Source organism: Dermatophilaceae bacterium Soc4.6, assembly GCA_039889245.1.
Classification (GTDB): Bacteria; Actinomycetota; Actinomycetes; order Actinomycetales; family Dermatophilaceae; genus Lapillicoccus.
Genome location: JAZGVH010000002.1, coordinates 680942 through 698539 on the forward strand (window position 1 = coordinate 680942; position 17598 = coordinate 698539).

15 protein-coding genes are annotated in these 17598 nt (G+C 72.6%); 7 read left to right on the plus strand and 8 right to left on the minus strand.

From position 1 onward, the window contains the following. Positions 1-40 precede the first annotated feature (40 nt). A complete protein-coding gene (locus V3N99_03270) occupies positions 41-379 on the minus strand; it encodes a P-II family nitrogen regulator (GenBank protein MEO3935760.1) in 339 nt (112 codons plus the stop codon). Then, complete coding sequence (locus V3N99_03275) at positions 376-1839, minus strand: ammonium transporter (GenBank protein ID MEO3935761.1); 1464 nt, start codon at positions 1837-1839, stop codon at positions 376-378. Before V3N99_03275 ends, V3N99_03270 begins: the two co-directional genes overlap by 4 nt. Before the next feature lie 184 nt (positions 1840-2023). Here V3N99_03275 and V3N99_03280 point away from each other — a divergent pair, with 184 nt between their 5' ends. From V3N99_03280 to ppk2, 6 genes are all read left to right on the plus strand, one after another. Then, positions 2024-3514, plus strand: a complete 1491-nt coding sequence (locus V3N99_03280; protein ID MEO3935762.1) for a glycoside hydrolase family 3 N-terminal domain-containing protein — start codon at positions 2024-2026, stop codon at positions 3512-3514. 60 nt (positions 3515-3574) lie between these two features. Further along, positions 3575-3976 carry a hypothetical protein gene (locus V3N99_03285; GenBank protein MEO3935763.1) on the plus strand — a complete coding sequence of 134 codons (402 nt, stop codon included), beginning with the start codon at positions 3575-3577 and terminating at the stop codon, positions 3974-3976. Continuing rightward, positions 3973-4602 (plus strand): hypothetical protein, encoded by a 630-nt coding sequence (locus V3N99_03290; GenBank protein MEO3935764.1) that lies wholly within the window; start codon positions 3973-3975, stop codon positions 4600-4602. Before V3N99_03285 ends, V3N99_03290 begins: the two co-directional genes overlap by 4 nt. Before the next feature lie 58 nt (positions 4603-4660). Further along, a complete protein-coding gene (locus V3N99_03295; GenBank protein MEO3935765.1) occupies positions 4661-5662 on the plus strand; it encodes a response regulator transcription factor in 1002 nt (333 codons plus the stop codon). An 89-nt stretch (positions 5663-5751) separates the two neighbouring features. Continuing rightward, a complete protein-coding gene (locus V3N99_03300) occupies positions 5752-6657 on the plus strand; it encodes an oxygenase MpaB family protein (protein ID MEO3935766.1) in 906 nt (301 codons plus the stop codon). A 77-nt stretch (positions 6658-6734) separates the two neighbouring features. Next, complete coding sequence (gene ppk2, locus V3N99_03305) at positions 6735-7673, plus strand: polyphosphate kinase 2 (protein MEO3935767.1); 939 nt, start codon at positions 6735-6737, stop codon at positions 7671-7673. A 54-nt stretch (positions 7674-7727) separates the two neighbouring features. Here the strand turns inward: ppk2 and V3N99_03310 are convergent, their stop codons facing one another. The 5 genes from V3N99_03310 to smc all read right to left on the minus strand — a co-directional run bounded on the left by V3N99_03310 (position 7728) and on the right by smc (position 15124). After that, on the minus strand, positions 7728-8261 hold the full coding sequence (locus V3N99_03310) for a GNAT family N-acetyltransferase (GenBank protein MEO3935768.1): 534 nt from the start codon (positions 8259-8261) through the stop codon (positions 7728-7730). Continuing rightward, a complete protein-coding gene (ftsY, locus tag V3N99_03315) occupies positions 8262-9482 on the minus strand; it encodes a signal recognition particle-docking protein FtsY (protein MEO3935769.1) in 1221 nt (406 codons plus the stop codon). A 32-nt stretch (positions 9483-9514) separates the two neighbouring features. Further along, a complete protein-coding gene (locus tag V3N99_03320) occupies positions 9515-9721 on the minus strand; it encodes a hypothetical protein (GenBank protein ID MEO3935770.1) in 207 nt (68 codons plus the stop codon). 58 nt (positions 9722-9779) lie between these two features. Then, a complete protein-coding gene (locus V3N99_03325) occupies positions 9780-11396 on the minus strand; it encodes a methyl-accepting chemotaxis protein (GenBank protein MEO3935771.1) in 1617 nt (538 codons plus the stop codon). 110 nt (positions 11397-11506) lie between these two features. After that, the gene (gene smc, locus V3N99_03330) at positions 11507-15124 is read right to left on the minus strand and encodes a chromosome segregation protein SMC (GenBank protein ID MEO3935772.1); all 3618 of its coding nucleotides are present in this window, start codon (positions 15122-15124) and stop codon (positions 11507-11509) included. 215 nt (positions 15125-15339) lie between these two features. Between smc and ggt the strand changes: the two genes are divergently transcribed. Next, positions 15340-17163, plus strand: coding sequence for a gamma-glutamyltransferase (gene ggt, locus V3N99_03335; protein ID MEO3935773.1), 1824 nt, complete (start codon positions 15340-15342; stop codon positions 17161-17163). A 116-nt stretch (positions 17164-17279) separates the two neighbouring features. On the opposite strand, the gene V3N99_03340 is transcribed toward ggt, so the two are convergent. Continuing rightward, complete coding sequence (locus tag V3N99_03340) at positions 17280-17597, minus strand: chorismate mutase (GenBank protein ID MEO3935774.1); 318 nt, start codon at positions 17595-17597, stop codon at positions 17280-17282. Between the last annotated feature and the right edge of the window lies 1 nt (position 17598).

Sequence of the window (17598 nt, forward strand, 5' to 3'; positions counted from 1 at the left end):
CGGCAGTGGGTGGTGATGGTGCGTGGCCGTCGGGCTGCGATCAGAGAGCGTCGTGCCCACGCTCTCCGGTGCGCACCCGCACGACGTCGTCGACCGGGGTGGACCAGATCTTGCCATCGCCGATGCGCCCGGTCTGGGCGGCCTTGAGGACGACGTCGATGACACTGCCGGCGTCGAGGTCGTCAACCAGGACCTCGACGCGCACCTTCGGGACGAAGTCGACGGTGTACTCGGCGCCGCGGTAGACCTCGCTGTGTCCGCGCTGCCGGCCGTAGCCACTGGCCTCGCTGACGGTCATGCCCGAGATGCCGTAGGCCTCGAGGGCCTCCTTCACCTCGTCGAGCTGGTGGGGCTTGATGATGGCCGTGATGAGCTTCATGCCTGGGCTCCTTGCTTGTCGGTGACGGGCAGGCCAGCCGGTGGGGCGTGCGTACCGCCGGTGAAGGGGCCGGTGCGGGTCCCGGCGAAGCTGGCCAGGTCGTAGCCGGTCTCCGCGTGCTCGCCGAGGTCGATGCCACTGACCTCGTCCTCCTCGCTGATGCGGAAGCCCATCGTCTTGTGGATCACGAAGCCGATGACGAAGGTGATGACGAAGGAGTAGACGAGGACGAACAGCGCCCCCTGGGTCTGGGCCCAGAGCTGGCTGAGGCCTCCGCCGTAGAAGAGGCCGGGGTTGGTGGCGTCGCCGGTCGGGCTCCCCGTGGTGGAGAAGAGACCGATCAGCAGGGTGCCGACGAGACCGCCGACCAGGTGGACACCGACGACGTCGAGGCTGTCGTCGTAGTTGAAGCGGAACTTCAGCCCGACCGCGAGGGCACAGACGACACCCGCGACGAGCCCGACGATCAGGGCACCGATCGGGTCGACGGTGGCACAGGCCGGGGTGATGGCGACCAGCCCGGCGACGACGCCCGACGCCGCACCGAGTGAGGTGGCGTGCCCGTCGCGGATCTTCTCCGTGATGAGCCAGCCGAGCATGGCTGCGGCCGTGGCGCCGAGGGTGTTGACCCAGACCCCGGCGGCGAGCGAGCCGGCACTCAGGGCTGAGCCGGCGTTGAAGCCGAACCAGCCGAACCACAGGATCCCGGCGCCGATCATGACCAGCGTCAGGTTGTGCGGCCGCATCGGGTCCTTCTTGAAGCCGATGCGCCTGCCCAGGACCAGCGCGAGGGCGAGCCCGGCGATGCCGGCGTTGATGTGGATGGCCGTGCCACCGGCGAAGTCGTAGGCCCCGACGCCCCCGAAGAGGAGGCTGCCCGCCCCGTCGGCCGAGTCGGCGTTGGCGATGAAGCCACCGTTGCCGTCAGAGGCGTACCCGTTGAAGGCGAAGACCCAGTGCGCGGCCGGGTAGTAGACGAGGGTGGACCAGGCGATGGTGAAGACGATCCAGGCGCTGAACTTGGCCCGGTCGGCGATCGCACCGCTGATCAGGGCCACGGCGATGATCGCGAAGACCACCTGGAAGGCGACGAACGCCGCCGCCGGGAGGCCGCCCGCCGCCGGCGTGCCTGCTGCTGCGTCGGCTGGGACGAAGCCGAGGATCTTGCCGTAGGTGTCCTTCAGACCGAAGTAGTCGAAGGGATTGCCGAGGAGTCCGCCGCCCACGTCGGACCCGAAGGTCTCGCTGTAGCCCCAGAGGATCCAGGTGACGCCGACCGTGCCCATGCTGATGAAGGACATCATCATCATGTTCAGCACGCTCTTGGTGCGGACCATGCCCCCGTAGAAGAGGGCGAGCCCAGGAGTCATGAACAGGACCAGGGCAGCTGCTGCAAGCACCCAGGCCGTGTTCCCGCTGTCGGTGAACGGCTCGTCGGCCGCCAGGAATAGTGCGCTCATGGGCCGTAACTTTCTCGTTGACGGGTTTCGCATCGTCGCCCGTCCGGTTACGGACGTGTAAGCAGTTCGCGCCGCGTGTGACGATCACGTTGCCGATCGGCCTCGGAGGCGTTTCCGCCACCTCACCGTCGACGCGCCCGCCTCCCTGCACGAACGGGCACCCACGGGCTGACACCATCGCCGTATGCCGCCCGGTGCCCCGTCGTCCTCGGACCCTCACGTCCGTCGTCTCGCCCGCGCCGTCCTGATGCCGGGGTTCGTCGGCCTGACGGCGCCCGACTGGCTGCGCCGGGAGGTCGACCGCGGGCTGGGCGGCGTGCGCCTCGTCGCCGACAACGTCGGCACCGACGTGGCGGCCCTCACCTGGGACCTGCACGGCATCCGGCCCGACCTGGTGGTCTCCAGCGACGAGGAGGGCGGCGAGGTCACCCTGCTCGACGCCGCGCGCGGGTCGGCCTGGCCGACCCACGGCGCCCTCGGTCGGGTGGACGACGTCGTGGCCACCGGCGCCGTCGCCGCCGGCATCGGTCGCCGGTGCCGTGACCAGGGCATCGACCTGGCGCTGGCCCCGGACGTCGACCTGGTCTCCGACGCCGACAACCCGGTCACCGGGCTGCGCTCCTTCGGCGCCGACCCCGCCCTCGTCGCCCGCCACGCCGTCGCGTTCGTCGCGGGCATGCAGGGGCTGGGAGTCGCCGCGTGCGCCAGGCACTTCCGCGGCCACGGTGGCTCGCCCGCCGACTCCTCCCCCGAGACGACGGACCACGACCTCGACCCCCTCGACGCCGTGATCAGCGCCGGCGTGCGCGCCGTCCTGGCCACTCAGGCCGGCGTCGGCGAGGGGGAGCACGGGATGGCGACCCTCAGCCCCGAGGTCCTGGAGGTCCTGCGCGGCGACCTCGGCTTCAGCGGCCTGGTGGTCTGCGACGCCGTCGACCTGCCGGCGAGCGCGAGCCTGCTCGGACGCGGCCCGGGTGCCGCGGCGGCCCTGGCCGCTGGCGTCGACCTCGTGGGCGTCAGCCACCCGCACCACCCGACGCCCGACGACGACGAGGCCGCCTTCCACGAGGTGCACGGCGCGGTCCTCGCCGCCGTGGACTCCGGTGCCCTGCGGGTCGACCGGCTCGAGGAGGCAGCCCGCCGAGTGGCCGAGCTGGCCTGGTGGGTCGGTGAGAGCCGCGCAGCGGCCCTCGCGGTCGACGCCGGCCCGAGCGCCGCCGACGCCCACCGAGCCGCTGAGCACGTGGCCCGGGCCGCGCTGGTCTCGCACCAGGTGCTGCCCCTGACCCGTGAGGTGCACGTGGTCGACCTGCGCGACGCCCCGGCTCCGGCGTCCGGACCACGGCCGTCCTGGGTGCTCTCCGAGCTGACCCGGGCCCGCCCGCGGCTGCACCTCCACCCGGTCGGCGCCAGCCCTGAGCCCCTGCACGCGGTCAGTGCGGCGCTCGCGTCAGCGAGCGACGCCGACGTCGTCGTGCTGGTCGGCAGTCTCCACCGCTCACCCGGAGCAGCGCACCGCCTCGCACGCGTGCTCGGCGCACGACCCGACGCACTCGTCCTCAGCACCGGGCTGCCGGACGACCGGGACCCGCTCGGAGCGCACTGGGTGCGCACCTGGGGCGACACCCCATCGGCAGGTCGGGCGGTGACGTCCTTGGTCTTCCCGGGCCGGTGAGGGGCTGGCCTGAGCGACCCGAGGTGGGACGAGCAGCAGACCACCGCGCTACCGTGAGGTATGACGAGCGAGACCGGCCCAGCGACGGCCCCCTCTGCGGTGCCGGAGTTCGACGACCCTGACCTGGTGGAGCGGCTGGTGCAGCTGGGTGGACCAGCGCTCGACCACCTGTCGTTCGGCGTGATCGGCTTCGACTCCGAGGACCTCGTCGTGGTCTACAACGCCTACGAGTCGACCCGCGCCGGGATCGGCCCCGACCGCGTCCTCGGGCGCAACATCTTCATCGAGGTCGCTCCCTGCACCAACAACTTCCTCGTCGCCCAGCGCTTCGTCGACGAGCCCGACCTCGACGAGCAGCTCGACTACGTCTTCACCCTGCGGATGCGGCCCACCCCCGTCAGGCTGAGGCTGGTGGCCCGCCGGGGTCACCCGCTGCGGTACATGCTGGTGCGCCCGGCGTGAGCACCAGTGCGTCGGAGAGCATCAGCGGCCCTACCTACGAGGACCTGCTCCAGTTTCTCTACGTCGTGCCCGTCGGCATGATCCAGTGCGACGAGTCGGGGCTCGTCGAGCTGATCAACCCCGCGGCGACCCGCCTGCTCGCGCCGGCGATGGAGCAGAACGACCTGATGGCGGTCTTCCCGCTGCTCTCGCGGCTGTGTCCTGCCCTGTGGCGTGACCTGACCACGCCACCCTTCACGGTCGGGCCGATCGGCGGCACCCAGCGCTACCTGGCGATCACGAGCGCGACGCGCGACCTCCACGTCGAGTTCGTGGCCGTCAGGGTCAGTGCCGGCCGACTCATGCTGGTGGTGCTCGACGTGACCCTCGAGGGCCAGTTCATCGAGCACGAACGAGCCCAGATGACCGATCTCAACCACGCCGTGGTGCAGGGTCTCGTCGCGGCCGAGACCGCCCTGGGGCTCGGAGACATCGAGCGGGCGCGCCACCACGTCTCGCGGTCGGCCGACGCCGGTCGCGCCTGGCTCGGACGGCAGCTGGAGCTGCTCGGTGGGCACGTCCCGTCGGATGGTCTCGACCTCGTGCGGTCCGACTGGGACGAGCAGCACTCGGGTCGCCCCGAGTGAGGGTGCCGAGAGCCGACGCACCCAGTGGGGACCTGCCTCGCCGGCTGAGCCACCCGACGTGACCGCCGACGACAGGCTCCCCGCTCCGCTGACGGACGAGGACCTCCTGCAGTTCCTCTACCTGATGCCGGTCGGCGTCATCCAGTGCGACGAGGACGGACGCGTGGGGCTGGTCAACGCCGCCGCGGCTCGTCTCCTCGCCCCGGCTCTGGGCGACGCGGACCTGCATGACCTCTACCCGGTCCTCGCCGACCTGTGCCCCGACCTCTACGCGAGCCTCGTCGACGGCGGTCACGAGCTCGGCCCGATCGGCATGACCAGGCGCTTCCTCGCCACCACCAGCGTCGAGCACGATCTGCACGTCGAGCTGTCTGCCGTCAGGGTCCAGCCGGGGCTCATCATGGTGGTGATCCTCGATCGCACGCTCGAACGTCAGCTGATGGAGCACGAGCGGACACAGCTGACGGATCTCGACACCGCGGTGGTGCAGGATCTCGTGGCTGCCGAGACGGCGCTCAGCATGGGAGACATGGACATGGTCCGGCTGCACGTGATGCGCTCGGCGGATGCCGGTCGGGCCTGGTTGGGGCGGCAGCTCGAGCGGCTCGACCGGGAGCCCGCCCAGAGCCCCACCGCCCAGCCCGCTCCCCGGTCGCCCCAGCCAGCGGGGGGGCCGGGCACGACCGTGCTGATCGCCGACGACTCACACGAGCTGCGCACCATCCTCGAGATCCTGCTGACTGACGACCCACCGGGCTGGGTCGTGACGGGGATGGCGGTCAACGGCCAGGAGGCCATCGAGCAGGCTGCGGCTCTCTCACCCGACCTCGTCCTGCTCGACGTCTCGATGCCGGTGATGGACGGGCTCAGCGCCCTGCCCGCCATTCGGCGCGACGCGCCGCAGACCACGGTCATCATGGTCAGCGCCTTCCCCGCGAGCCAGCTGCGTCAGCAGGCGATGGACGCCGGGGCGGCCGGGTTCATCGACAAGACGCGGCTGGCCGAGGATCTCGTCCCGGCGATCGAGCGCATCCTGCGGGGCGAGCCCGAGGGGTCGTGAGGTGCCCGACACCGCGCCCGGCCCGGTTGTGAGAGCACCGGCACCCATCCCGCGGGACGGGTGCCGGTGCGCTGACTGATGATTGAAGGGTGAGCATCGCCCTGCCGACCTTCGACACCGTCACCCGTCCCGCCCGCACCCGTCTCGCCGAGACGCTGCGCGACAGGGTCGCCGGCGACGAGACGACCGACCGTGACGCGCGGGCAGCGGCCATCTGGCTGGCCGAGGGTGAGCGCTGGTTCAGCTCGGACGACCCGATCTGGCGGGTGCACGAGGATGCCGCGATGTTCGTCGGCGGCATCCGGGCGCTGCTGCTCCAGTCGCTCCACCCCCTGGCCATGGCCGGCGTCGCGGGGCACTCCGGATACAAGTCCGACCCGTGGGGCCGGCTCCAGCGCACGTCGGAGTACATCGCGGCGACCACGTTCGGCACGGTCGAGGTCGCCCAGGGCGCCATCGACAAGGTCCGCGGCATCCACGAGCGGGTGCGGGGCAAGGCCGCCGACGGCCGTCCGTATGCCGCCTCCGACCCCCACCTGCTGGCGTGGGTGCACGCCGCCGAGGTCGAGAGCTTCCTGGCCTCGCACCAGCGGCACGGCGCGTTGCCGCTGAACGCCCGGGACGCCGACCTTTACGTCGCCCAGTCGGCCCGCTCGGCCACCGCCCTGGGGGTGCGGAACGCCCCGCACACGGTGGCCGAGCTGGAGGTCCAGCTCGCGGCCTACCGCCGTGAGCTCGTGGCGTCACCCGAGGCGCACGAGACCGCCCGCTTCCTTCTCCTGCAGCCGCCCGTCTCCGGTGTCAGCCGCGTCGGCTACGGCGTGCTCGCGGCCGGCGCGGTCGCCCTGCTGCCGGTGTGGGCCAAGGCGATGCTGCGCCTGCCCGCCCTGCCGATCACCGAGCGCCTGGTCACCCACCACGTGGCGGGGCTCGGGGTCGACACGATCCGCTGGGCCCTGACCGGCCCGGGCAACCCCCGCGTCGCCGCGAGCTGAGCCCTCGCGGACGCTCGGGGGACACCCCGCACGACGATGTTTACCTCGTGGCCACCCGCCACCTCTAGGGTCGGGTCATGACGACCGCGGAGGGCCACGCCAGTCTCCACCTCGACGTCCACTCGCTCGCGGCGGGCCGGGTGCCCGAAGGCTTCACCGTCATCGACGACGACGACGACGACCCGATCCTCCTCGGACCCGACGGGCAGCCGGTCGAGACCTGGCGCGAGGGCTACCCCTACGACGAGCGGCTCGACCGCGAGGTCTACGACCACGAGAAGCGGCGCCTGCAGATCGAGATGCTCAAGCTCCAGACGTGGGTCAAGGACGAGGGCCGGCGCATCGTGCTCCTGTTCGAGGGCCGCGACGCCGCCGGCAAGGGTGGCACGATCAAGCGCTTCACCGAGCACCTCAACCCCCGCGGGGCCCGGGTCGTCGCCCTCGACAAGCCGAGTGAGCGCGAGCGCAGGCAGTGGTACTTCCAGCGCTACGTCGCGCACCTGCCCACCGCCGGTGAGATCGTGCTCTTCGACCGGTCGTGGTACACGCGGGCCGGGGTCGAGCGGGTCATGGGCTTCGCCACCCCGCAGCAGTGCGCCGACTTCTACAAGCAGGCACCGGCCTTCGAGAAGCTGCTCGTCGCCGACGGCGTCGACGTCGTGAAGTTCTGGTTCTCCGTCTCCCGGTCCGAGCAGATGACCCGCTTCACGATCCGGCTGGTCGACCCGGTGCGGCAGTGGAAGCTCTCGCCGATGGACCTGCAGTCGCTCGACAAGTGGGACCAGTACACCGAGGCGAAGGAGAAGATGTTCCGCCGCACCGACACGTCTCGCTCCCCGTGGACGGTGGTCAAGAGCAACGACAAGAAGCGGGCCCGGCTCGAGGCCATGCGGCACGTGCTCGCCCGCTTCGACTACCCCGGCAAGGACGTCGACCTGGTCGGGGTGCCCGACAGCCAGATCGTCGGTGCGGCCGCCGACCTCTTCCCCGGGGAGACCGACCCCAACGCCTTCTGACTCCTCCCCGCGACATCCGGGTCGACCGGGCCCTTCGCCCCCACGGGCGCGCCCTCACCCCCGGTGCAGGCGCACCATCCGTCGGCCGAACCAGCTCGGGCCACCGGTCGTCTCCACGCCGTCGGGGCCGAACCCGTTGCGGCGGTAGAAGGACGCCGCTCGCGCGTTGCCGTCGACCAGCCACAGGTACGCCGCGCGGTCACCGACGGCGGTGTCGAGCAGCGCCTGCCCCACGCCGCTCCCGAGGGCCGACGGTCGGGAGTAGAGCTTCTCCAGCTGGAGCGACGTGCTCGGTGGTGGGAGGCCGCGCTCGCCCTCCCACCGCGTCGGGGCGGTGCTCACCTGGGCCACCGCCACGACGAGACCGTCGGCCTCGGCGACCCACCCGCGGGTGGGGGCCTCGGGGTCGGGGTCGAAGCTCGCCCGCTTGTCGTCCACCAGCTCGGACTCACGCCCCCGCTGCAGCGGGCCGAACTCCGCTGGCATCAGGACGGCGTACGCCGCCTCGAGGGCGTCGAGGTAGCACGCGACCCAGGCCCGTGCGTCAGCCGGTGCGGCGCGTCGTACGGTGAGTGCGGGCTGGCCCACTCAGCCGACGATGGCGTCGACGAACGCCTTGGGGTCGAAGGGCGCGAGGTCGTCGGGGCCCTCGCCGAGGCCGACGAGCTTGACCGGCACCCCGAGGGCGCGTTGCACGGCCACGACGATGCCGCCCTTGGCGGTGCCGTCGAGCTTGGTGAGCACGATGCCGGTGACCTGCACCGCCTGGCTGAAGACCTCGGCCTGGCGCATGCCGTTCTGCCCGGTCGTCGCGTCGAGCACAAGAAGCACCTCGTCGATTGGCTGGAGCTTCTCGATGACGCGCTTGATCTTGCCGAGCTCGTCCATCAGCCCGACCTTGTTGTGCAGTCGACCGGCGGTGTCGATGATGACGACGTCGGCCTCGAGCTCGGTGGCCGCCCGCACGGCGTCGAACGCGACCGCCGCGGGGTCGGCACCCTCGCGGTCGGAGCGGATGGTGGGCACGCCGACCCGGCCCCCCCAGGTCTCGAGCTGGTCGGCGGCAGCGGCGCGGAAGGTGTCGGCCGCGCCGAGCACGACGTCACGGTCCTCGGCGACCAGCACCCGGGCCAGCTTGCCGACCGTGGTGGTCTTGCCCGTGCCGTTGACGCCGACGACGAGCACGACGGCGGGCCGGTCGTCGACCCGCGAGGAGGCGATACGCCGGTCCATGTCGGGGCCGACGAGCTCGAGCAGGTCGGCCCGCAGCCAGGCCTTGACGGTCTCCTCGTCGGTGGAGCCACTGCCGTCGACCTTGAGCTTGGTGCGGAGACGGTCGACCAGCTCGGTCGCCGCCTCCACACCGAGGTCAGCGCCGATGAGGGTGTCCTCGACCTCTTCCCAGGCGGCCTCGTCGAGGGTGCCGCGCGAGAGCAGGCCGAGCAGGACGTTGCCGATGGCGGAGTTGCTGCGGGCCAGGCGGGCGCGCAGCCGAGCGAGGCGCCCGCGGGCCGACTCGGGCCGCTCGATGGCCGGGGCGGGCTCAGGCTCGACCAGCGTGTCGTCATCCGGGTCGGGGGTGGTCCCAGACCCCGGGGCGGTGAGGACGGAACCCTCGTCGGCCCGGTCGGTGACGTCGGCAGCGGGTGGCCGCTGCTCGACGGACGAGGAGGCCGGGGTGGTCGGCGGCAGCTCCGTCGTGCGGCCGGCCCGGCCACGGACGAAGCCGACGACAGCGGTGACAGCCACCGCCGCGATGACGACGACGAGGGTGATGACTTCCCAGAGTTGATCCAGCACGTCGATCATCCTGTCACGGCCCGACGACCCCCCGGAGCGCGTCAGACGGTGTCGTCGTCCTTGCGCGAGAGCACGCCGCTCGTGCGGTCCTTCGTCGCCACGGCGGCGTCCCTGACCTTGTCGAAGACCTCCCCACCACGGGGCGAGAGGATGTCGCGGCCCTCGCGACGGGCGGGCATGGCGACGACGGCGACCACGGCCGAACCCAGCGCGACGCAGAGGACGAGGGAGATGACGAGAACGAGCATGCCTCTAGGCTCGCACACCAGGCCGGACAAGTCCGACACGGCACGCTGCGGACGGGCGTCAGAAGGTAAAGGTCGCCACCGTCGCCCGCAGGTCGGTGGACAGCCGGGCCAGCTCCGACACCGAGACGCCCATCTCGCCCAGCACCCGCGTGCTGGTGTCGACCGACTCGGCGACGCCCGTGATCGTTCGGGCGATCTCGGTGGACCCCGTGGCGACCTCGCGCACGCCGCGCGACATCGCGGCCCCGGTCGCCGTCTGCTGCTCGACGGCGGCCGCGATGGTGGCCTGGCTGTCGTTGAAGGTGGCGATGATCGCCGAGATCTCGCCGATCGCCTCGACGGCTCCCGAGGTGTCGCCCTGGATGGCCTGGACCCGGCGGGCGATGTCCTCGGTGGCCCGGGCCGTCTCCTGCGCGAGCTCCTTGACCTCGCTGGCCACGACGGCGAAGCCCTTGCCGACCTCGCCGGCCCGGGCCGCCTCGATCGTGGCGTTGAGGGCCAGCAGGTTGGTCTGCTCGGCGATCGAGGTGATGACCTTGACGACGTTGCCGATCTCCGCCGAGCTCACCCCCAGCCTCGTCACCCGCTCGTTGGTGGTCGCGGCCACGCCGGCGGCCCGTCCGGCCACCCGGGTCGCCTTATCGACGTTGAGCGCGATCGCCTCGATCGAGGCGGCCCACTGCTCGGCGCCGGCCGCCACCGTCTGCACGTTGCCGCTCACTTGCTCGGCCGACGCGGCAACCCCCTCCGCCCGGGTGCTGGTCGCCTGCGAGGCCGCCGACACCTCCACCGTCGCGGCCGCCAGGTCCTGTGCGGCCCGGGCGACGGTGTCGGCGGTCCCCAGGACCACCGAGAGGGTCTCTCGCAGTGACGTCTGGGCGGTGGCCAGGGCGCTGGCGAGCTGGCCGGCCTCGTCGCGGCTCGTGACCTCGGCGACGACGGTCAGGTCGCCCGCAGCCATCGCCGTGAGAGCCGCGACGCACCGGCGCAGCGGACGCACGACCGAACGCGTGACGAGCAGCCCGAGCACGACGGCCAGGGCGACCGCCAGCGCGCTGACCACCAGGACCGTCAGGCGCGCGTTCGAGGCGGCGTTCGCAGCGTCGCCGTCCAGGCGCGCGATCCGCGACTCGACCTGCCGCTGGAGAGCGGAGGTGGAGTCGAGCAGGGCGCTCCAGGCGGTGTCCAGGGCGCCGTTGAGCAGGTCGTAGGCCTGCGACATCGAGGCCGGTGTCGCCTCCCGGATGAGCGTCAGCATGCGGTCGGTGACGCTGAAGTAGGCACTCCACTGGCCCCGGACGGCGGCCAGCACGCCCTGCTCCTTGGGGCTGAGGGACCGGGCTGCGATCTGGTCGAGCAGGGTGAAGCCGGCCGCGCGCGACTTGTTGAGCCCGACGAGGTTGTAGGCGTCGGGCGCCACCGCCTTGGCCTCCCCCTCGACGACGGCCTGGGCGTAGATGTAGCCCTGCCACCCGCTCACGTCGGCGTCGAGGTAGCGCATCTGCACGACGTCGTCGCGCAGGTGGTGCAGCTGGGCGGTCTCCTGGGCGACGGAGCTCTGATGCGACGAGCCGACCACTCCCGTGGCCGCGATGACGGCCAGGAGCAGGCAGAGCACGGCGAAGGCCGCACCCAGACGGCGGCCGATGGGCAGGTCGGACAGGAGACGGCGCACGGGGCAGACAACCTTGGAGTAGGACGGACGCTCTTGCTCCCGCAGCATCGGCGTCCCCGCCGGTCACCTGAAGGATTCTCGCGCCGCCGAGCCTCGTCGTCGACAGCCCTTCACACGGGCCGGTGCTCCGCGGCAGGCTCCGGGACGACGTCGCGCATCCGCTGCGACACGACGGTGGTCACGCCGTCGCCGCGCATGGTCACGCCGTAGAGCGCGTCGGCGATCTCCATCGTCTTCTTCTGGTGGGTGATGACGATCAGCTGGCTCGAGTCGCGCAGCTCCTCGAAGAGGGTGATCAGGCGACCGAGGTTGGCGTCGTCGAGCGCCGCCTCGACCTCGTCCATGATGTAGAACGGCGACGGCCGGGCCTTGAAGATGGCCACGAGCAGGGCCACCGCCACGAGCGAGCGCTCACCACCCGACAGCAGCGACAGGCGCTTGATCTTCTTGCCCGGCGGGCGGGCCTCGACCTCGAGCCCGGTGGTCAGCATGTTGTCGGGGTCGGTGAGCAGCAGCTTGCCCTCGCCGCCGGGGAAGAGCCGGGCAAAGACCCGTTCGAACTGCACCGCCGTGTCAGCGAACGCCTCGGCGAAGACCTTCTCGACCCGCTCGTCGACCTCGCGCACGATGTCGAGCAGGTCGCGCTTGCTGGCCTTGAGGTCCTCGAGCTGGGTGGTGAGGAACGTGTGCCGCTCCTCGAGGGCGGCATACTCCTCCAGCGCCAGCGGGTTGATCCGCCCCAGGGCACCGAGCTTGCGCTCGGCCGAGCGCAGCCGCTTCTCCTGCTCGGCACGCACGAAGGGCACCGGCTCTGCCGCCTCCATCGCCGCACGGTCCTCGCCGGAGGCCGTCGGGTCGACGACCACTGGCACCAGCGTATGGGGGCCGTACTCCTCGATGAGCACCTCAGGATCAGTGCCGAGCTCCTCGACGGCGCGCATCTCGAGCTGCTCGATGCGCAGCCGCTGCTGGGCCCGGGCGACCTCGTCGCGGTGGACCGAGTCGGTGAGCTGGCGCAGCTCCTCCGCCAGCACGGCCATCTCTCGCCGCACCACCGCCAGGTCCGCCTCGCGTTGCGTGCGGGCCGCCTCGGCCCGCCGGCGGTGCGTGTCGGCGCGTTCCGCCGCGACCCCCAGCTGCTTCGCCGCATAGGTCGCACCGACCCTCACCGCCTCGGCCACCTGCGCCTCGCGTCGGCGCCGCTCACGGCGGGCCGCCTGCTTCTCGCGGGCCGCGAGCTCAGCGACCGCCGACGCCTCGAGGGCGTCACCACGATCCTTGAGGGCGCGGGCTCGCTCCTCGCGGGTGCGCAGGCCCAGCCGGACCTCCATCTCGTGGGTGCGGGCCGTGGTCGCCGCCCTGTCGAGCCGGTCACGCTCGCCCGTGTCGACGTCCTCGTCGGAGTCGCCGACGTGGGCCGCCGCCTGGAGGCGAGCGGTCAGCGCGTCGTGCTCGGCGACGTTGGTCGCCAGGGTCTGCTCCGCCGTCGCGATCGCGGCCGAGGTGCGCTCGGCCTCGTTGCGGGCACTGCGCGCAGCGACCCCGAGCGCGCCGAGCTTCTCGGCGACCGCCGACATCCGGGCGTCGGAGTCGTGGAGCCGCTCGAGGGCACCCTCGACGGCCTGGGCCGCCTCGGTGGCCCCACGCTGCGCCATCGCGAGAGCGAAGCGGGCCTGCTCACCGCGGTGGGTCGCCTCGGTGACCTCCTCGCGGGCAGCGTCGAGCGCCGCCTGGATCTCGAGCAGGCTGGGCGCCGCAGCGCTGCCGCCGCGCACCCACCCGGGCGCGAGCACGTCACCGTCGGGCGTGACCGCCGTGACGCCGTCACCCCGGCGGACGAGGTCGGCCGCCGACGCGGTGTCGGGGGCCAGAGCGACCCGGTCGAGCAGGTGCTCCAGGGCCGGACGCAGGTCGTCCGGGCAGGTGACGACCTCGTGGGCCCAGCGCAGCCCGGCCGGCAGCGACGGCAGCGAGGGCCACGACGAGGGGTCGGACGGCGGGGCGGTCGCGCCGACGAGCATCGCGGCTCGGCCGAGGTCGTCACGCCGCAGGGTGGCGAGGGCCTCGACGGCTCCGTCGATCGTGCCGAGCACGAGGGCATCGGCGGCCCAGCCGAGGGCGGCCGCCACGGCAGCCTCGTGACCGGCGTCGACCTGGACGAGGGCGGCGACCGAGCCGGCGACGGTGTGCCGGCCCTCGTGCGCGGCCAGCAGGGCCGCTGCACCGTCCTTGCGGCGCAGGCTCATCTCCAGGGCGTCGATGCGGGCCGCCCCCGACTGGCGGTCGCGCTCGGCGGTGCGCTCCTTCTCGCGCAGCTCCTCGACCTCGACCTCGAGGCGTTCGTGCTCGGCGGCGGCCGCCTCGTAGACCGCGTCGAGCCCCTCCTCGCCCTCCTCCTCGACGGCGATCGACGCCTCGAGGGCGGCGAACTCGCGCTCGGCGTCGGCGGCTCGGGTGGTGGACGCCTCGACCCCGGCTCGGAGCCGGTCGATCTCGGACTGGCCGGCCTCGATGCGCGAGGCCTTCGCGCCGACCTGGCCCTGCAGCCGCGCCAGACCCTCGCGGCGGTCGGCCACCGCCCGGGTGACCCGGGCCAGCCGCTGCTGCTCGGCGGCATACCGCTGCTCGGCCTCTCCGCGGGCGACGACGGCGGCCTCGAGGGCCGCCCCAGCGGCGGTGATCTCGCCGACGAGGGTCGCGTGCTGCGTCTGCAGGTCGGCGGCCTGCGCCCGCAGCAGCTCGGGGTCGCGGGTCGAGGCCCCCCCGTCGTCGGCGTCGTCCTGCGAGAGCAGCCGCACCCGGTCGGTCGCCACGGTGCGGGTGGCCGCCAGGCGCTCGGTCAGGCGCGAGAGGGAGTAGAAGCGGTCCTGCGCGCGTGACAGCTCGGGTCGTGCGGCGTCGGCGTCGCCCTCGAGCTGGGCCAGACGGCCGGCGAGGTCGGCGAGCGCGGCCTCGACCTCGGTGCGGCGGGCGAGCAGGGAGGTCTCGTCGGCCACCTCCTGCTCGACCGTGGAGGTCAGCTGCACGAGGTCGTCGGCGAGCAGGCGCAGGCGGGCGTCGCGAGCGTCGGCCTGCACGACCGCGGCGCGGCGGGCGGTCTCGGCCTGACGACCGAGAGGGCCGAGCTGGCGTCGGATCTCCGACGTGAGGTCGCCCACGCGCAGGAGGTTGGCCTCCATCGACTCCAGCTTGCGCAGCGCGCGCTCCTTGCGCTTGCGGTGCTTGAGGACGCCAGCGGCCTCCTCGATGAAGCCGCGCCGCTCCTCGGGGGTGGCCCGCAGCACGGTGTCGAGCTGTCCCTGACCGACGATCACGTGCATCTCGCGGCCGATGCCGCTGTCGGAGAGCAGCTCCTGCACATCGAGCAGCCGGCAGCCCGTGCCGTTGATCGCATACTCCGAACCGCCGTTGCGGAACATCGTGCGCGAGATCGTGACCTCGCTGTAGTCGATCGGCAGGGCGCCGTCGGTGTTGTCGATCGTCAGCGTGACCTCGGCGCGCCCCAGCGGCGCCTTGCCCGTGGTGCCGGCGAAGATGACGTCCTCCATCTTGCCGCCGCGCAGCGTCTTCGCCCCCTGCTCACCCATCACCCAGGCGAGCGCGTCCACGACGTTCGACTTGCCCGAGCCGTTGGGGCCGACGATGCAGGTGATGCCGGGCTCCAGCCGCATCGTCGTCGCCGAGGCGAAGGACTTGAAACCCTTCAGCGTCAGGCTCTTGACGTACACGAGCGGGGTGACCTTCCGGCGTCGGGACAAAGCGGGCGAACGGGGGGCGGGCGGCTGCCGCAGGAGTGTGGCCACCCTACCGGCGGGCCGGGCGGGCGCCCGCCAGAGGCAGCCGGGACCGCTCTGGGACCCGAAGGTCCGGAATGCCCGGCTCCGGATGGCGGCTGCGGGGGCGGAGGGTTACGTTCGGCGAAGTCGAATCGGAGGTTCCCCACATGGTGCGCACCACTCTCGTCGCCGGCGCCGTCGCCGCAGCCCTCGCCGCAGCCCTCGCCGCCCCCGCGGCCCTCGCCGCGCCAGCCGGTGCGCGGGCCACCGCTCCACCCGGATCGGCCCCCAAGACGCCGGTGGCGGTCGGCACCGGGGGCGCGGTGGCCAGCGTCGACGTCGACGCCACCGCCATCGGTCTCGAGGTGCTCCGGGCAGGGGGCAACGCCGCCGACGCCGCCGTGGCCACAGCGGCGGCCCTCGGGGTCACCGAGCCCTTCTCGTCGGGCATCGGCGGCGGCGGCTTCCTCGTCTACTACGACGCCAGGACGAAGCGGGTGAGCACGATCGACGGGCGCGAGGCGGCCCCGGCGACCTTCACCTCCTCGACCTTCACCAAGGCCGACGGCTCCCCGCTCGACTTCACCACCACCGTCTCGTCCGGCCTGTCCGTCGGTGTGCCCGGGACCCCGGCCCTGTGGGACGTCGCGGCGAGGAAGCTCGGCACCCAGCCGCTCTCCGACCTGCTGCGCCCCGCGGAGCAGCTCGCGCGCACCGGGTTCGTCGTCGACGACACGTACCACCAGCAGACGCTGGACAACGCCGCCCGATTCGCCGGCTTCCCCGCCACGGCGAAGGTCTTCCTCCCCGGCGGCACGGCGCCCGCGGTCGGGTCGGTCTTCCGCAACCCGCAGATGGCCCGCGCCTACCAGGAGCTGCGCACGCAGGGGGTGCGCTCGATCTACGGCGGCGCCCTCGGTGCCGCGATCGTGCAGGCCGCCCGCCGGCCCGTCACCACCGACGGACGCACGGTCTATCCCGGCCAGATCACTGTGGGTGACCTGCGCGCCTACGACGCGCGAGTGCTCGAGCCGACCCGCTCGACCTACCGGCAGATGGACGTCTACGGGATGCCCGTGCCGTCGTCCGGCGGGATCACCGTCGGCGAGACCCTCAACCTGCTGCAGTCCTACGACCGTCAGAGCGGTGACCGGCTGGCCGCCGTCGACCAGGTGCAGTACCTGCACCGCTTCTCCGAGGCCAGCGCCACGGCCTTCGCCGACCGCAACCGCTGGATCGGTTCCGTGCCGAACGTGCCGGTGGGGCGGCTGCTGTCGCAGTCCTTCGCCGACGAGCGGGCGTGCACGCTGTTCGACCCGACCAAGGCGCAGCCGAGGCCGCTCCCCTTTGGCCAGCCCGACGGGTCCTACTCCTGCGACGCGGCGGCCGGGGTGATCGGCCTGCCCCGTGACGACCACGGCACGTCCCACCTGACCGTGGCGGATCGCTGGGGCAATGTCGCGTCGTACACCCTCACGATCGAGCAGACCGGCGGCTCGGGCATCACTGTCCCGGGATATGGCTTCCTGCTCAACAACGAGCTGACCGACTTCAACTTCGTGCCGGTGACCCCCGGCGTGCCGGACCCCAACCTGCCCGGCCCGGGCAAGCGGCCCCGCTCGTCGATGAGCCCGACGATCGTCACGAAGGCGGGAGTGCCCGTGCTGGCCCTCGGCTCCCCCGGCGGCGCCACCATCATCACCACCGTGGCGCAGGTGCTCACCGGCTACGTCGACCGGGGACTCTCGCTGGTCGACGCCATCGCCGCTCCTCGACTCTCGTCGCGTAACGGCACCGAACTGGCTGAGCCCGCGCTGCTGGGCAGCCCGGCGGGTGCGGGCCTGCAGGCCCTCGGCCACCAGCTGGCCTCCGTGCCCGAGATCGGCGCCGCCACGGCGATCGCTCTGGGGCCGGACGGCACGTTCACCGCGGCAGCCGAGCCGGTGCGCCGTGGTGGCGGCGCTGCCGGGGTGGTGACCCCCGCCCCCTGAGGCGGCTTGGCTCGCATACGGCTTCACGTGAAGGCGCGTGCGGGCCTCCGGGCCAGATGGCCGGCATCCGACTTCATGTGAAGGCGTATGCCGGCCAGCCCCGGCGGAGGACCCCGCTACTGGCGCGTGGCGTCGGCGATCGCGGTGTGGTGGCGGATGACCTCCTCGACCACGAAAGCGAGGAACTTCTCAGCGAAGACGGGGTCGAGGCCGGCGTCCTCGGCCAGCAACCGCAGCCGCTGGATCTGCTCCTCCTCGCGGCCGGGGTCGGCCGGCGGCAGGTGCTCGTGCGCCTTGAGGATGCCGACCTTCTGGGTCGCCTTGAAGCGCTCGGCGAGCAGGTGGATCAGGGCCGCGTCGATGTTGTCGATGCTGCGGCGCAGGGCCGACAGCTCGGGCGGCACGTCGGTCAGGTCGGAGTGAGGAGTCGACACC

Excerpts from the sequence above, each read along its gene's own strand:
- V3N99_03285 (MEO3935763.1), top strand. The coding sequence starts at position 3,575 with ATGACGAGCGAGACCGGCCCAGCGACGGCCCCCTCTGCGGTGCCGGAG.
- V3N99_03280 (MEO3935762.1), top strand. The coding sequence starts at position 2,024 with ATGCCGCCCGGTGCCCCGTCGTCCTCGGACCCTCACGTCCGTCGTCTC.
- ftsY (MEO3935769.1), bottom strand. The coding sequence starts at position 9,482 with ATGATCGACGTGCTGGATCAACTCTGGGAAGTCATCACCCTCGTCGTC.
- ppk2 (MEO3935767.1), top strand. The coding sequence starts at position 6,735 with ATGACGACCGCGGAGGGCCACGCCAGTCTCCACCTCGACGTCCACTCG.
- V3N99_03270 (MEO3935760.1), bottom strand. The coding sequence starts at position 379 with ATGAAGCTCATCACGGCCATCATCAAGCCCCACCAGCTCGACGAGGTG.
- V3N99_03320 (MEO3935770.1), bottom strand. The coding sequence starts at position 9,721 with ATGCTCGTTCTCGTCATCTCCCTCGTCCTCTGCGTCGCGCTGGGTTCG.
- V3N99_03275 (MEO3935761.1), bottom strand. The coding sequence starts at position 1,839 with ATGAGCGCACTATTCCTGGCGGCCGACGAGCCGTTCACCGACAGCGGG.
- ggt (MEO3935773.1), top strand. The coding sequence starts at position 15,340 with ATGGTGCGCACCACTCTCGTCGCCGGCGCCGTCGCCGCAGCCCTCGCC.